This is a genomic window from Vibrio sp. 10N.261.55.A10 (genome assembly GCF_041470825.1).
In the GTDB taxonomy this organism is placed as follows: domain Bacteria; phylum Pseudomonadota; class Gammaproteobacteria; order Enterobacterales; family Vibrionaceae; genus Vibrio; species Vibrio crassostreae_C.
The window spans coordinates 54,281-70,278 of sequence record NZ_JBFRNC010000007.1 but is presented as its reverse complement, the minus strand read 5'-3'; the positions used below and the strand labels follow the sequence as shown (position 1 = coordinate 70,278).

General features: G+C 44.9%; 13 protein-coding genes. 7 read left to right on the top strand and 6 right to left on the bottom strand.

Features of this window, described 5'->3' with window-relative positions:
- Positions 1–26: 26 nt before the first annotated feature.
- Positions 27–938, top strand: a complete 912-nt coding sequence (locus tag AB4274_RS01920; protein ID WP_017063530.1) for a LysR substrate-binding domain-containing protein — start codon at positions 27–29, stop codon at positions 936–938.
- Between the two features lie 139 nt (positions 939–1,077).
- Here the strand turns inward: AB4274_RS01920 and AB4274_RS01915 are convergent, their stop codons facing one another.
- Positions 1,078–1,278: a DUF4250 domain-containing protein gene (locus AB4274_RS01915; RefSeq protein ID WP_004736508.1), complete on the bottom strand. Its 201-nt coding sequence runs from the start codon at positions 1,276–1,278 to the stop codon at positions 1,078–1,080.
- 132 nt (positions 1,279–1,410) lie between these two features.
- Positions 1,411–2,091, bottom strand: coding sequence for a hypothetical protein (locus AB4274_RS01910; RefSeq protein WP_017062029.1), 681 nt, complete (start codon positions 2,089–2,091; stop codon positions 1,411–1,413).
- 237 nt (positions 2,092–2,328) lie between these two features.
- Between AB4274_RS01910 and AB4274_RS01905 the strand changes: the two genes are divergently transcribed.
- Entirely contained in the window at positions 2,329–4,719 is a 2,391-nt protein-coding gene (locus AB4274_RS01905) for a YgiQ family radical SAM protein (RefSeq protein WP_081324475.1), read from the top strand.
- Between the two features lie 85 nt (positions 4,720–4,804).
- On the opposite strand, the gene AB4274_RS01900 is transcribed toward AB4274_RS01905, so the two are convergent.
- Genes AB4274_RS01900 through AB4274_RS01890 form a run of 3 tightly spaced genes read right to left on the bottom strand, consistent with a single transcriptional unit; the run spans position 4,805 to position 7,759 of the window.
- Complete coding sequence (locus AB4274_RS01900) at positions 4,805–5,269, bottom strand: GtrA family protein (protein ID WP_017070766.1); 465 nt, start codon at positions 5,267–5,269, stop codon at positions 4,805–4,807.
- Positions 5,256–6,743, bottom strand: coding sequence for an ArnT family glycosyltransferase (locus AB4274_RS01895; protein ID WP_372100500.1), 1,488 nt, complete (start codon positions 6,741–6,743; stop codon positions 5,256–5,258). Before AB4274_RS01895 ends, AB4274_RS01900 begins: the two co-directional genes overlap by 14 nt.
- On the bottom strand, positions 6,740–7,759 hold the full coding sequence (locus tag AB4274_RS01890; protein ID WP_102398635.1) for a glycosyltransferase family 2 protein: 1,020 nt from the start codon (positions 7,757–7,759) through the stop codon (positions 6,740–6,742). The genes AB4274_RS01895 and AB4274_RS01890 overlap by 4 nt, the downstream gene beginning before the upstream one ends.
- 125 nt (positions 7,760–7,884) lie before the next feature.
- Here AB4274_RS01890 and AB4274_RS01885 point away from each other — a divergent pair, with 125 nt between their 5' ends.
- From AB4274_RS01885 to AB4274_RS01865, 5 genes are all read left to right on the top strand, one after another.
- On the top strand, positions 7,885–8,562 hold the full coding sequence (locus tag AB4274_RS01885; RefSeq protein ID WP_372110741.1) for a response regulator transcription factor: 678 nt from the start codon (positions 7,885–7,887) through the stop codon (positions 8,560–8,562).
- Positions 8,559–9,845 carry a sensor histidine kinase gene (locus tag AB4274_RS01880; protein ID WP_372110738.1) on the top strand — a complete coding sequence of 429 codons (1,287 nt, stop codon included), beginning with the start codon at positions 8,559–8,561 and terminating at the stop codon, positions 9,843–9,845. The genes AB4274_RS01885 and AB4274_RS01880 overlap by 4 nt, the downstream gene beginning before the upstream one ends.
- Before the next feature lie 138 nt (positions 9,846–9,983).
- Positions 9,984–10,919 (top strand): 1-aminocyclopropane-1-carboxylate deaminase/D-cysteine desulfhydrase, encoded by a 936-nt coding sequence (locus AB4274_RS01875; protein ID WP_372110736.1) that lies wholly within the window; start codon positions 9,984–9,986, stop codon positions 10,917–10,919.
- A gap of 222 nt (positions 10,920–11,141) precedes the next feature.
- Positions 11,142–11,879 carry a dienelactone hydrolase family protein gene (locus AB4274_RS01870; protein ID WP_372110734.1) on the top strand — a complete coding sequence of 246 codons (738 nt, stop codon included), beginning with the start codon at positions 11,142–11,144 and terminating at the stop codon, positions 11,877–11,879.
- Between the two features lie 176 nt (positions 11,880–12,055).
- Positions 12,056–12,961 carry a MalM family protein gene (locus AB4274_RS01865; RefSeq protein ID WP_372110731.1) on the top strand — a complete coding sequence of 302 codons (906 nt, stop codon included), beginning with the start codon at positions 12,056–12,058 and terminating at the stop codon, positions 12,959–12,961.
- 88 nt (positions 12,962–13,049) lie between these two features.
- Here AB4274_RS01865 and AB4274_RS01860 read toward each other — a convergent pair whose 3' ends face one another.
- Entirely contained in the window at positions 13,050–15,863 is a 2,814-nt protein-coding gene (locus AB4274_RS01860; protein ID WP_372110728.1) for a glycoside hydrolase family 3 C-terminal domain-containing protein, read from the bottom strand.
- Positions 15,864–15,998: the final 135 nt, after the last annotated feature.

Here is a 15,998-nt window from a genome sequence, read left to right as displayed (position 1 = left end):
TGGCTTAGGGAATATGAGGAATACTCATGATAGAGCTTAAACACCTTCGAACATTGACCACCTTAAGAGACAGCGGCTCACTAACTGCCACTGCAACCTCTCTTCATTTGACGCAGTCGGCGCTTTCTCACCAACTGAAAGACCTTGAGGCGCGTATCGGTGGTCAGCTTTTCCTACGTAAAACTAGACCAGTTAAGTTCACCTCTGAAGGTGAGATTTTGCTTAGGCTTGCCGATGAGATACAGCCAAGAATAGCTAAAGCGGAGAACGAACTCGCGAGCCTAAAAGAGGATGTGAATGGTCGTTTGCACATGGCGATTGAATGTCACTCATGCTTCCAATGGTTAATGCCTGCTTTGAAGGAATATCAAGTGGCTTGGCCAAGCGTAACGCTAGATTTCTCGTCAGGCTTTGGGTTTGAGCCGCTACCCGCGCTAATGGCAGGCGAGCTAGATTTGGTGATCACCTCTGATATACAGCCTCGCTCTGAGGTTCACTACGAACCACTCTTTGATTTTGAGATGCGTTTGATCACCGCAATCAACTCACCTTTGGCAGAAAAGGCGAGCATTGAACCGCAAGATCTTAGCGATCTCACTATGCTCTCCTACCCAGTTCAAAAGCAGCGTTTAGACGTAGTGAAGCACTTTTTGCAACCAGCAGGTGTAGAACCTAAGAAGTGGAAACAAGCAGACAACACCTTAATGTTGGTGCAAATGGTATCGGCAGGATTAGGTGTCGCGGCATTACCAAATTGGGCGATCAGTGAGTTCTCAAGACAAGGTTTGATAGCCAGCAAACCGTTAGGTAAAGGGCTTTCAAGAAGACTGTTTGCCGCAGTAAGAAACTCAGAAAAAGACAAACGTTACCTACAGGCTTTCTTTAGCACAGCAAGACAGCAGAGTAAGAGTCACTTAGATGGTATTGAGGTCGTTTAAGAGGTTCATTATTGAGCTAGCTTAAGCCTGTATTAAATCGGAAAGGCAAACGCCAGAAACAAAAAAAGTCACAGATAATCTGTGACTTTTTAGTTTCAGTATCGATGATTTTCGATATCTGTTGATTCGCGAAAATAGACTATCTTGGATAAGACTTAAACTGGTTAGTCAATGGGTCGTATTGATAGCCAAGCATATCGAGCTTGCCCACGACACTTTCTATATCCATTTCATACATACTGATCAGCTCTTCAAAGCTATCGCACTCTAGGCGAAGTTTCTCATTCACGATTCCCAGCAAGATAATGCTATCGAAACCTTTGACGTTGCTTAAATCCATCTCGTACTCCTTACGAACACACCGACTAAAATTAAGTTTAGAACGCTTACCAAGGCCATGCTAAAAAACTGATCACACTTCTTAAAGAGAATGCGTGATTAATGAGCGCACGTAATTAATGAAAGTGCGCGATTAAAGTGCCCACACTGGCGTTAAACCCACAGCCGCAGCCAATAACATCAGTAACGAAACCGTCAGTTGAAGTTTTTCCGGGGTTTTAACGAACAGTAGATGCCAACACCACACCACGATAGCTGAGATTAGCAAAGCAAAGCTGAACAGTAGCGTTGAAATCACTGGTTCTAGTTGAGCTTCAGACAAAGAATAGACACTCACGACTGTTGCCAAAACCACCAACATGCCCGTCAAAACACCAACAACAGGCAGAACACGGTGAAATGCCTGTAAGCGTGTTCTTGCAATCGTCAGCAGTAAATGGCCAAACGCTGAGCCTAACAGTGCCACTAGCAATACAGTAGTGATGATACCAACGGTAGTTGCTTGTTCCGTCGCTTGGATAGCAACGTAAGACAATGCCAAACCACAAGCTAAGTACATCACCCAAATAGGGCCAGAATCGCGTGTCTTCTTAGTTTGAACTTGAGAATAGAAATAAAAGATCGCAAACACGACCAGAAAGGCTTCAATTTTTACTGAGGCAACGGCAAGCCACAGCACGCCAATCGCAGGTAACATCTTGTGGATACGACCACGCTGCCCCGGACAAATATCCCCTTTCACCAAGATGAGGGTTAAGATCAGTTGGGCTCCTAAAAGCATCGGAGCAAATTGTACTAATAACGTTTCGACCATTGTGGATCTACTTCTTCAGACTTATTTTCGCGAATAATATCAAAAACTGCTGCGAACACTAATCAAAATCACAAATTAGCGACGTTATTCAAGGCTTCAACTATGCTGTTGTATGGTTCTTTTGTCGCCATTTACCGTAAAAAGACGAAAGACACCAGAACTAACAGGGGCATGTTCTACTGGCTAGTCTAGGCTCATGCCGCTATAATTCCCGCCTCAAAAATCAGAGGTTGAAATATGTACAGCGATATCACTCCTATTCACGAACACAAAAAATACTGGGCCGAGTGCTACGGAACTGCACCCTTTTTGCCTACCAGTAGAAAGGAGATGGATGCTCTTGGATGGGATAGCTGTGACATTATTATTGTAACTGGTGACGCTTATGTCGATCACCCGAGCTTTGGTATGGCTATCATCGGCCGTCTGCTTGAAGCTCAAGGTTTCCGCGTGGGCATTATTGCTCAACCAAAGTGGGACAATAAAGATGCCTTCATGAAGCTAGGTAAACCTAACCTATTCTTCGGCATCACAGCGGGTAACATGGACTCCATGATCAACCGCTACACCTCTGATCGCAAATTACGTCACGATGATGCTTATACTCCGAACAATGAAGGTGGCAAGCGTCCTGATCGTGCAACTCTGGTTTATTCTCAACGTTGTCGTGAAGCTTACAAAGGCACGCCAATCGTGCTTGGTGGTATTGAAGCGAGCTTACGTCGTGTAGCTCACTACGACTACTGGTCAGATAAAGTTCGCCGCTCTGTATTGTTTGATGCAAAAGCTGACATTCTTCTTTTTGGTAACGCTGAGCGTGCACTGGTTGAAGTAGCACACCGCATTGCCGATGGTGAAGACATGTCTACGCTGACCAATATCCGCGGTACTGCTATCAATCTTCCTGCGGCCCCTGAAGGCTTCAAGATCATTGACTCTTCTCGTATCGAAAAGCCGAACAAAGCGTATGTTCCGGTTAACCCGTACGAAGTTGAAACTCAGTGTGATACCAAGAAAGACGAAAAAGAAGAAGTAAAAGCGCAACCTATTACTATTCGCCCTTCTCGTCACGATGCAAAAACTACAGCGGTTCGTATCCCAGGTTACGAAAAGCTAAACAATGACCGTATTCTTTACGCTCACGCTAGTCGTATTCTGCACCTTGAGACAAACCCGTACTCAGGTCGTGCTCTGATTCAACGTCACGGTGATCGCGAGCTTTGGATTAACCAAGCGCCTATTCCATTGACCACAGAAGAGATGGACTACGTGTTTGGCCTTGCGTACAAGCGTGTTCCGCACCCGATGTACAGCAAAGCGAAAATCCCAGCATACGACATGATCAAAACCTCGGTTAACATCATGCGTGGTTGTTTTGGTGGTTGTTCTTTCTGTTCAATCACAGAGCACGAAGGTCGCATCATTCAGAACCGTTCGAAAGAATCTATCTTGGATGAGATCGAAGACATTAAAGATAAAGTACCGGGCTTCACAGGTACTATTTCTGACTTGGGCGGCCCAACGGCGAACATGTACCGTTTAGGTTGTTCAGATCCAAAAGCTGAAATTAACTGTCGTCGTCCATCATGTGTGTTCCCGAAAATCTGTGAAAAGCTAAACACAGACCATCAACACACTATCGACCTGTACCGCTCTGCGAGAAAAGTACCGGGTGTTAAGAAGATCATGATCGCTTCTGGTGTACGTTACGACTTAGCGATTGAATCTCCAGAATACGTTCGTGAGCTTGTGACTCACCACGTTGGTGGTTACTTGAAGATTGCTCCAGAGCATACTGAAAAAGGCCCACTGGATCTGATGATGAAGCCGGGCATGGGCACTTACGATCGTTTCAAAGAGATGTTCGAGAAGTACAGCGCTGAAGCCGGTAAGAAACAGTACTTAATTCCTTACTTTATATCTGCTCACCCGGGCACAGAAGATGAAGACATGCTTAACCTTGCAATGTGGCTGAAAAAGCACAACTACGAGTGTGACCAAGTACAGAACTTCTACCCATCGCCAATGTGTAATGCAACGTCGATGTACTACTCAGAGACTAACCCTCTGAAGCGCGTGAAATATAAGAAGCGTGAAGATGTGCCAGTGCCTAAAGGTGATCGTCAACGTCGTCTGCATAAAGCACTGCTTCGTTACCACGATCCTGAAAACTGGAAGATCATCCGTGAAGCGCTGATCAGCATGGGTAAACAGCACTTGATCGGTGATAAAGCAAACTGCCTAGTACCAGCAGAAGACTTTGATGCACAAACACCAGCACAACGTCGTAAGTCTGGTCGTCACGGTTCACAGCGCTTTGCGACTAAGCACAGCAAGTCTCAGCCAGGTCTTGGTGGCGAAAGCCCACGTAACCACTCTGGTAAGAAACCGGGTGGCAAGAAGCCGACTGGTAACGGCAACGGTAGCCAAGGCAATGCTAACCAAGGTGGCGGTAATGGCAATGGTCGTAAACCAGCGACTGGCTTTATTAAGAAAGGCCCTGGAGGTCAGCAATCGCAAGGTAATGGCGGCGGAAATGGCAAACCAAACAGTAACAAAACGGGCAATGGTCAAGGTGGCAAACCTGCGGGTAACGGCAAGAACCGCCAGCGCGCAGCACAACGCTAATATCGCGAGCCAATTTACTTCGCTATCGTAAAAACACAAAGCGCAGCTATTTAGCTGCGCTTTTTTGTGTCTGCTACTAGGGAGCTTAACGTGTGAACACCCAATACTGACTAAGCAAATAGTTACTGACCATGCCCACCAAGATGCCAACCGCCATTGCGATAAACACTGCCCCAGTAAATGCAGGGAGTAACTCCGTCATCAACTTAAAGCACAGCAAATTAGGTATCGCCGATATCGATGCTGACAGCATGAACTTTTGCCACTGAATCAGCTTTTCGGACCAACTCCCCTGCCCTTTGAGCTCAAAGGTCAACACTCGATTTCCAAACCAAGTTGTCGTTGCAGCTACGATGAAAGAACCAATTCGAGCACTCATCAAAGGCAGTCCAATAACGTAATGCAGCAATGCAAACACGGCACAATCGACAACAAAGCCACCCGCCCCCACCATAGCGAATTTAATCATCTTATGGTGAGGTTGTAGTTTTTTGTTTAGCGCGTCGAACTTGTGGCTAAACAGTCTCGATGACGAGTTAAAATTGAACATCGCCATCACTTCGAATATGGCTCAACGATAGATTTGGTTTGATATTTTGGCTATGACAACTAAATAGAGCGCGCTTGATCTTCACCGTCGGTTCTAAAATACAGGTTAACGCGTTGTCTTTAATCTTGGTTTCTACTTCCGCTCTTTTACCAATCAGATAGAACTTGTCGATACCATCTAACTGTTCAACATCGAGTAACTTTTTCGCTTGTCCATGACTGTAAAACTGCCCGGAGAACGGTCGTTTACCGACATAAAAGCTCGGCGCTTCATCCGTAATCTGTTCGAAGATAATACGGTCACTTTTCTCATTCGCTTTGCCTAAGTTGAGGTAGACCATTGCAATCATTAGCAACACAGGTAGCACTAAAGCCACACTCGAGAACCACTTCTTATCTTTTTCTACTACAAGCATTGCCACCAACAAGCCAAGGGCAGGAATGCCTGGCAACACATAGGCAGGAAGAATATTACCCGCCATGGTAAAAAGAATCAGAGGAGAGACCAACCAACACACGAGGAATGAAAACAATCCACTATGTTCAGCGTTAACTTCTGCGATTTTCTTACGACGGGCGAAAGTCAAAATAGGCAACACAATCGACCACGGTGCAGCCGCTTGAAGCCAAAACAACCAGATCATGCCTCTTGCTTGGTCATGGGCAGAACCGTATAAATCGCCCTCCCAACCACTCACAACAAAACGCTTAAAGTGCTCGCCAACAATAAAGTAATCAATAAAACCCGGTGTTGCCATTTCAGCCATGATGTACCAAGGCAAGGCAATCGCCAGCATCACACCTAAGCCAGACAACAGTGGAAAGCGTTGCCATAACACTTTGAAAGCGCCAAAGAAGCCATGTTGCAATACTAACCAAGGGAAAACAGCGATACCCATGATCACAATCGCTACCGGCCCTTTTGCAAGCAAGCCTAGTGCTAAACCAATGAAACCAACATAACCCCAAGACCGATTAGTCTCAGCATTGCCCTCTCCCTTACAACTCTCTCCTCCTAACCAACATAGGTAAAAACCTAACATGGCAATGGTCATCGCTAACGTTAACGCCATGTCGGTCATCACAGCACCCGCCGCAATAGAGAAAATCCCACATGTCGCCAATACCACAGCCGCCACCAAGGCACTTTGTCCGGTACGCTTAGCCATGTATGCAACCAACAGAATCGTCGCAAAACCTGCTAGCCAGTGTGGTGCACGCACAGCAAACTCACTCAAACCAAACAGCTCAATCCCAGCCGCACTCATCCATGTGAACAACGGTGGTTTACCCCAGAAAGGGATGCCGTAATCAAATTGAGGGGTTAACCAATTGCCGGTTTCTACCATCAAGCGAGCCATTTCTCCATAGCGCGCTTCCGTAGTGTCCATTAAAGGGTATGTCGCCAGAGATAAGAGCCTTAGAACCAATGCAAAAGCCAACAAATACCATAGGTGCGTTCGGTTCAGGCTCATGCTGACTCCTCTAATTTAAAATGCGTTTTTAATGCAGGGGTATCGACCACCGATTGGATCAGATACAAAGGGCGGTTCTTGGTTTCGATGAAAATACGACCTATGTATTCCCCCATTAAACCAATACTCAGAAGTTGAATGCCGCCAAGGGCAAGTTGAACCACCATCATTGACGGGTAGCCCGTAATAGGCTCACCAAACATCATGGTTTTGAACACGATGAAGACGCCATACACGAAAGCAGTAAGCGCCACTAATCCACCAACGGCCGTCGCAATACGCAGTGGGCGGATAGAAAATGATGTGATGCCATCCATCGCCAATCCGATGAGTTTCAGGTAGTTCCACTTGGTCTCGCCACAGAAGCGAGCGTCGCGCTTAAACTGAATCGTTGCTTGTCTAAAACCTGGCCATGAAAAGATGCCTTTCATGTAACGGTTACGTTCGGGCAGTTGGTTGATATGGTCGACAACCTCTCGGCTTAACAGTCGGAAATCACCGACATTTTCTGGAACATCGATCTTCGCTGCCACGTTCATGACTTTGTAAAAGCTTGCTGCTGAAAACTTCTTAAACCACGTTTCACCATCACGTTGGCTACGCTGCATATTCACAACGTCATAGCCTTCGCGCCACTTGGCAACCATTTGTGGGATCAGCTCCGGCGGATCTTGCAGGTCTGCGTCTAACAAGATCACCGCTTGTCCTCGGCAATGCTCAAGACCAGCACTCATGGCTGACTCTTTACCAAAGTTACGGCTTAAACCAATCACAGAAATTGAGCTATTGATTGAAGTGAATGAACTCACCAAGTCCAAGCTGTTGTCTTTGCTGCCATCGTCGACATAAACAATCTCACTCGTGATCGGTAAGCTATCCAGTACCTTGGTTAAGCGAGAATGAAACTCTTCTAACACCTCTTGTTCATCGTAAAACGGCACAATGATCGATAGTGAAACGGCGGGATTGATCCGTGATGTGGAGACTTTAGGTCGGCTAATATGAAGTTCAGACATAATACGTTCTTCTATTTTTTAATCTGAATCCAATCTACCCCCTCATAAGTGAAAGTTATGTTATTGACATATTTTTCACGCTCACTCAGGATAATGTTACCGTCTATTTCTGTATGAGAATCAAAATGAAACGAGTTCTATTAGTCGAAGATAACCGTGAAATCGCAGGTGTCTTGTTTGATTATTTTGAGTGTATTGGCATGGAACTCGATTATGCGGACAACGGCGAACTCGGCCTGCAACTCGCGTTGGAAAACTCATTTGATATCATCATATTGGATCTGATGTTGCCAAGAATGGACGGCCTCACGGTTTGTAATAAACTGCGAGACCAAGGCAACGCGACACCTATTTTGATGTTGACTGCGTTAGATAGCCGCGATGATATGTTAAAAGGGTTTGAGCATGGTGCCGATGATTACCTAACCAAGCCTTTCGATTTGGATATTTTAGAAGCGAGAATGAACGCACTGGTTCGTCGTTACCGCGGAAAAGTCGCCTCTTCAAAACTTCAGTTCGATGAACTCACCATCGACCAAAAAACCCGTAAAGCTTACCGCCAAGATAAACTACTAGCGCTCAACCCAACCACTTACACCATACTTGAGATGCTGTGCCAAAGCGCACCTGAAGTAGTCACTCGTGAAGCTATTTCCTACAAGTTATGGGAAGAAAACGAGCCCAACAATGATGTGTTGCGCAGTCACATTTATCAGTTACGTAATCAACTCGACAAGCCTTTCGACACTCAGATGTTAATTACGGTGCCTAAAGTTGGCTTCCGATTGGAGCCATCGAATTGATTTCAAATGTTCTTACAAGCACAAAAACCCTAACGGGCCGCTTAGCGGTTTTCTTTGGGTTAATGGCCGTAATTGTGTCGGCATTTGTCTATGTGGTATTTATCACAGCCCTGTACTTGTCGGAAGACCGCGTGGGTGAAAGACGCATCCTAATTGACCGCAACTATGCAGTCGGGTTATTCCAGTCAGGTGAAAGTGGAGAGCTTCGTATTGATGACCTGACTATCGCTTACAACGATCTTTCCTATCTACCGAAAAAGTATTTAAAGTATATTGAAGGCAAAGAAAATTTCATTGGTGAGGTCGGTGAAGATCCAGAATCTCGCATGGTCTATGTAGGCGAGTATACTCATGAAGGTAGAACTCACCCTATTGTTCTGCTTTCTGAAATAGACCGTGTCGAGCTTAGTGTCTTTGAGCTCGTTTATGCCACCACATTTGTATTAGCCCTTCTCTCTATTCTAATATTCAGCTTCGGAGCTCTGCTCTATCGGTTGTCTAAACGGCTGATTGAGCCCTTCAACTCCCTGTCTGAACAGCTTGAATCCAATAAGCTCAATCTAAACGAAGAATTTGGAGTGAATGACGATGCGGCGGTGGAGTTTCGTCAGTTGACGGATCAACTCAATCAATACAGAAGAGAAATCAATTCTCTAGTAAAACGCGAGCAAGCTTTCGCACGCTACTCAAGTCATGAACTAAGAACTCCGTTGACTGTTGCTCGTGGTGCCAACAAACTGTTACTGAGAAGCGAAACAACCGAATTTCAATCTCGTCAGGTTGAACGTATTGATGAAGCCATTGTTCAAATGTCTGAAATGGTCGATGCACTGCTTGGTCTCGTTCGCTATGAAAGAAACAGTGACGATGCGCCACTGCGACTGTTTAGCCAACAAGAGTTAGAGGCTATCGTCTCAAAAAACTCAGCACAGGCGGATGAGAAAGACGTCGACATCTCCATGCATGTTCAATCCGAACCCACCATTCAAGCCACCAGCGCGATAATGAACATGTTGGTCGGAAACTTGTTGAGAAATGCCATTGCAGCGACCAATAGTGGCACCGTAACGGTCACTCTGTCCCACGAGAGTGTTGTGATTGAAGACCAAGGAGAAGGCCTCCAAGAACAATACAATCCAAATGGGCATGGGTTAGGTTTATTGATTGTCGAGGACTTATGTCAACGCTTCCAATGGGGCTTTGAATTGGTCAATCGCAGCTGTGGTGGATGTACCGCTAAGATCACCTTTCAAACCGATCTATCCGCATCCACCCCAGAGTAAATGAGTTCATAGTTCGAAGCTCAATATCGAACGAAAACTTGATTTAGTTGGTTTACAGCGGTCCCTAGCTACTAGATACTCGTCAGTCCTATTTGAACTATAAATGCTGGCTCTGAGTCAGCATTTTGTCTAAGTGCGATGAAACTAAATAATAGCCCTGTAACTCAACATCAATACAACGAGCACACCTTTTTCTTAAAGCGTGACGATCAGCTTCACTCCCACTTTTGCGGCAACAAAGCCAGAAAGTTCATGAAGCTACTGGAAGACGATAGCCCAAACACCACCACTCTAATAAGCTATGGTTCCGCTCAGGCTAACTCCTTGTTCTCACTCGCCGCACTTGCGAAAATCAAAGGCTGGACGCTTGAGTTTTACGTCGACCACCTGCCTCAATGGCTACAAGAACGCCCACTCGGCAACTACCGTGGCGCTATCGATCTCGGGGCTAAGGTTATTTCAGTCAAAGAAACAGGCTCTGAGCTTCATCCACAAGAGTATATTGAGCAAGTAAGACAACCTGACTCACACTGCATTGTGTTACCCGAGGGTGGCCGCTCTCAGCTTGCTGAGTATGGTGTTAAGCAATTGGCAATGGAAATACTGAGCTGGACTCGCTTCGAAAACCAACACGATTTTGTGATCGCACTCCCCGCAGGGACTGGCAGTACTGCGCTGTACCTTCATAAGCATTTAAAAATGCACAACATCCCAGTGTTAACCTGTGCTTGTGTTGGTGGCAGTGACTATTTAACGCAGCAATTCAATGAGCTTGGCGAAAGTGAACATCCGCAGATATTACCGCTTAAAGCCAAACACCACTTTGGAAAATTGTATCAACAGGATTATCAAACTTGGTTGGCTCTACAAGAACAAACTGATATTGAATTCGACCTGCTCTACGACCCATTAATGTGGCAATGCTTAGAACAATGGCAAGAAGATAACCCAACCAAAACTGTCATCTATATCCATCAAGGTGGTATCTTAGGTAATGAGTCGATGTTGCCGCGCTATCAACGTAAGTACCCAGAACTTCGAAGTAGTCACACCGCTGATAACGCTACTTGGTAGTAATCCGTTCTTTTCTACTCTAATGCCCCGCGTTTCTGCGAACTGAGAATTTCTCAGCGCATCATGAACAGCCATCGCACTCCCTTTCGATGGCTGTTTATCAGTAATAGCCACCTGCTATCCCTGCCAGACATTTCAAGTTAGAGACAGAAATCTGGCGAGAATCATCGCGTTATCTATACTTTCGATTGGAACGTCAATTGTCATCGAAAGGAATTACGCATGCGAAAACTCACTACACTCGGCCTGTTTTCAGTTTTACTGCCCTTCTCTGCGATATCAGGAGAAAACGTCACTTACCAAGTCGATGGGATGGATTACGAAGGTTATTGGAGTGAGGCCAGTGACCAAGCACCTTTAGTACTGCTAATACACGATTGGGATGGCTTAACCGATTACGAAAAGAAACGTTCTGAGATGCTCAACGAACTCGGTTACAACGTGTTCGCCATCGACCTATTTGGTAAAGGCATTCGCCCAACCGAAGTGAAAGACAAAAAACAACACACAGGTGAACTGTACAAAGACAGAGAGAAAATGCGTGCGCTACTCAACGCAGGAGCCATGGAAGCGAAAAGACTTGGCGGCAACTTAGATAACAACGTAATAATGGGATACTGCTTTGGTGGAGCTGCTGTATTGGAAGCTGCTCGTGCGGGAATTCCTTCGAAGGCTTACGTAACCTTCCATGGCGGTTTATCAACACCAAAAGGCCAAGACTACTCGCAGACTAAAGCTCCCGTAGTCGTGTTCCACGGCACGGCTGATGCCATGATTTCAATGCACGACTTTGGAAGCCTCGCCGCTCAACTTGAATCAACCAAAGTTCCGCATGAGATGATCACTTATAGTGGTGCGCCACACGCCTTCACAGTATTCGGATCGAATAACTATCAACATGAAGCTGACCAAAAATCATGGCAACGCTTTACACAGTTGTTAAGTTCGGTATCTCGTTAACTTTCAATCTAGGTAACAGCCCAACGGCAGCCTGTTACCTAATTCGTACTAATTATTAGCGAGTATTTCTTTAAATTTGGTGTTCGTCACTCAAAAAGAAAGCGCTTTCTTGTAGTGTATCTCTATTATCAATCAGGCACTCTGAATCAGATATGCTTTTTTAACTGTGAGAAATTATGAAATATTTAGCAATTCTACCAGCGGTATTCGCACTAAGCGCCTGTTCAACAGTGACAGAGTCACCGGTTAGCTACCACAAAACTTCTCCGGGGCTAGAGTCACTACAGAACAACGAAAACTGCTGTGAAAACCTGAGTACAATTCAATATCAAAGCGTTACGAACCCAGAAGAAACATCTGTTTCGATCACCACAGCAAGCCCTAAGATCGAGTTCAAATCGGGCCGATCCTTTGCTGGAGGGATAAAGCTTCCTGCAACACTAGATGCTATTCGTTTTTCAGTGACTTCAAATGCTAGTTATTCAGCATTCGTTCCGTCACTTTTAGTCTTAGACAAAAATTACCAGCCGCTAGATGTCATTGGCAATGAAAGTATTAAGTACCAACCACTTAGCCTGCTTGATGGTGCACAATATGGCGCGCAAATCGAACTGCAAGAACGTTACTTAAACGGCGAGGCTCCTGCTTACTTGGTCGTATTCACAACCAGCGAAGCACTCGCGGAAACAACTCCTGTCGAAAAACCAAGTGATATGGCGATACGTTCTGGTGATATCCAGGCAAACATCGCTCATAACACGGACTACGCCATCCCTCATTCTGCAATCGGGAAAGTCTCCTTTGATTTTAAATTCACAGCGGTAACCACCGTTGTTGAAGAACAAAACCGTCAAAAGCGAGTTCAACAAATTATTCCAGAATCAACCGTAGCCCAATCAGATTTATTAACGGAAAATACACTGAATAAGAAAGAGGTTTATCAAACTCTTATAGAAAACTCGGTTTCATCTGGAGATTTTAGTGCAGCACTGACTTACGTTGAAGAATCTGAGCGATTAGGAATCGAAGGGATGCGAAACTCCTTTGTTGACGCGATGAAGCAATATCAAAAAGCACAATAACTCAACCTCAAAGTAGTCGTTTATTTTCTCTCACTTTACCTCTTTTTTGAGCAACGAGAGTTAAATAAACGACTGTTATCCCTTAGCCCTATTCAGGCATAAACGAAAATACTAATTGCTCCAATTCTAAGCCTAATTTGATGAATTCAATATCCAAAGAATAAAAGCCTTTATCAAGCTTAACGGAGAGCCCCTCAACTGAAACTGTCTCGCCATTAGTACCATTCACTGATAGAGACATCGCGTACACGTTATTGAGACTTAAACTACACGCAGATTGAGCCAAAGTGCCACTATCGTAGTTAACAATACCTGCACATCGATACACACCAGCCTGTTTAACTTCCAAAACAATGCTACGGTTTTCTCTGATATTAAGTGGTAATACTATTGCATGTTGCTCTGCCGTCAGAGAGCAAAAGTCTCCATCAGTTTTACTCTGTTGTTTATTAAGATTTTGGGTCGCCTCAAAGCTCTTAACTGGATCAAAAGCGACTAATGGGCGACCCATTGCTGGAGAGTCCATAATAAAACGACAAATATTCATCGCGCTTCGTTGCAACTCCCCTAAGCTCAACGTTCCGTTTTCAAGCGCCTGTAACGTATCGTCATTCGACACGTTATTTTCCGCACCATCATGCTCAACAACCATATAAAGATCATTTTGAGAGCGAAGCATAAAGGATGTGTAACTTCGACTTTCAGAGCCACCTTTGATTGGGTCATTCATTTTTGCCCACCAATCCGTCATCACTATCCCTTTATAACCCCACTCCCCACGAAGAATCGTAGTATTGAGGTCGTAATTGGATGCAGCCCAGTGACCATTAATAGGGTTGTAGGAGGTCATAACACTCGAAGCTCCTCCTTGTTTTACCGCTATTTCAAAAGGCTTCAGATGAATCTCACGAAGTGCTCTTTGAGATATAACACTATCAACATCAAACCGTGACGTTTCTTGATCATTCGCCACCAAATGCTTGATTGTGCCAGATACTCCTGCAGCTTTAAGACCAAGAGTTTGAGATGCAGCTATTACCCCTGAGAGAAATGGATCTTCTGAGAAATACTCAAAATTTCGACCATTCAAAGGGTGGCGGTGGATGTTAATCCCAGGACCAAGCAACGTATCAATATGATTGGCTTGCATCTCTTTCCCCACTAAATGAAATAGTTTCTCATTCAGTTCTGGGTTCCATGTACAGCCTAATAATGTACCAATTGGGACTTGAGATGCTTTATGTCCGCTGTCCATTCGGATACCAGACGGACCATCAGCAGCTGCAACGACAGGGATACCTAAATCAAATAAGCTCGGCGAAACACCCCCAAAAGCAGCAGCAGTACCTGGCGTCACCTTAGGGCTGCACATACCTTCCCCACGAACAATTGTCGCTAACTGCTTTACGGTCATTTGCGAGATAAATTCGTCAATGTTCGCTCGCCCCTGCTTAACATCCAGTAAACGAATGCCCGTATCTTCACCAAGAGGAATAGAGCTTGGAAGCTCACTCAGAATACGTTTACTCAAATCAATAGTTCGCAGCGGCACAGATTCGTAATCGCAACTGTAAACACCATTTTCCTCGTTGCCTTTTGGGATCAACCTACTAAATCCGGTGACAGGAGCAAGTGCTTCCGTTAATTGCTCAACAACTAACAGCTCTTCTATTTTAACGCTCTCACTAACAAGCTTTGCCTGGCGAACACTTCCTCCTAGATAAAAGTGATATTCTCCAGCTTCAAGTACGTAACTATTTGGGTGTCCCGTTTTACCGGAGTCATCAAATGATGCGAAGGAAGATAGAGGACATGAAATAGTCAAACACACCGTATCTTGCGGGTCCAAGGTCGGTGTTTTCACAAAACCGATCAGTGCTCGTGAAGGCTTACCAAGGTGACCTTGAGGCGATTCAACATACAGTTGAACCACATCCTTACCACTGTATTTCTCGCCTATGTTTTTAACTTCAATATCGAAGACCAACTCTTGTTCAGAGCCGGAACCAAGAGTCGTCAATGCATTTAATTTATTGGAAAAGCGGGTGTAGGAAAGCCCGAAACCAAATTCAAATTGAACAGCTTTAGGATTGAAAGTTTCAAAATACCGATACCCGACATAGATATCTTCTTGATATAAATTCCGCTCTTTGTTTCCAAAATTCGAGCTCGAAGGGTATTCAGATAAAGAGTGCGCAATCGTGTCGGTCAAACGGCCACTTGGGCTAACATCACCAGATAAAACATCCGCAAGAGCATGCCCACCTTCCATGCCTGCGGCCCAACTATACAAAATCGCCTTGATCGACCTTGCATCTTTGAGTGAGTTTACCCATGACATATCAATAATGTTGGTCACGTTCAGTATCACAATGACATCATCAAAATGTTCTGTCACTTTCTCCAACACTTGCATTTCAAGCACGGTTAAATTGTAACTGCCTTGCTGCTGTGCATTATCTTGATCCTCACCCGCCGTTCGACCGATAAAGATAATGGCTTTGTTAGATTTGGCGGCGGCATCCATCGCAACAGAAGTTGAAAGAGGCATTTCATCTTGAAACCAAGGTTCAGCTGCCCAACCACCACCGCCGTCATTGAACGGGTTGTCCTTGATCCAACGTTGGTATACCTCCACCAAACTGAGATTAAGATTGATGTTTGGAGTTTCATACAAGCCCTGTAATGCATTTACGGAATAAGGGACATTCACCGCTCCACCAGATCCAGTGCCACTTCGGTAGGTATCAATCTGACAGCGACCAAAAAGAGACACCGTATCATTAGCCTGCAATGGCAATATTGAATCACTATTTTTTAGTAGCACAATGCCCTCAGCAGCCGCTTGTCGACTTATGGGTGCAAGTTGCTTCTGTGCTTCGAGAATTTCCACAGTATTCATTTTGAGTCCTACTATTTTTTTTACTTAGAGCAAAAGTTTTGCCTCTCGCTCTAAAAGTTAATATTGTCTTTGTTCAAAAAATAGTAATCTTAACTACGGCGTGTAACTACCAAATAAGCGACAGAAGTAGGTAAA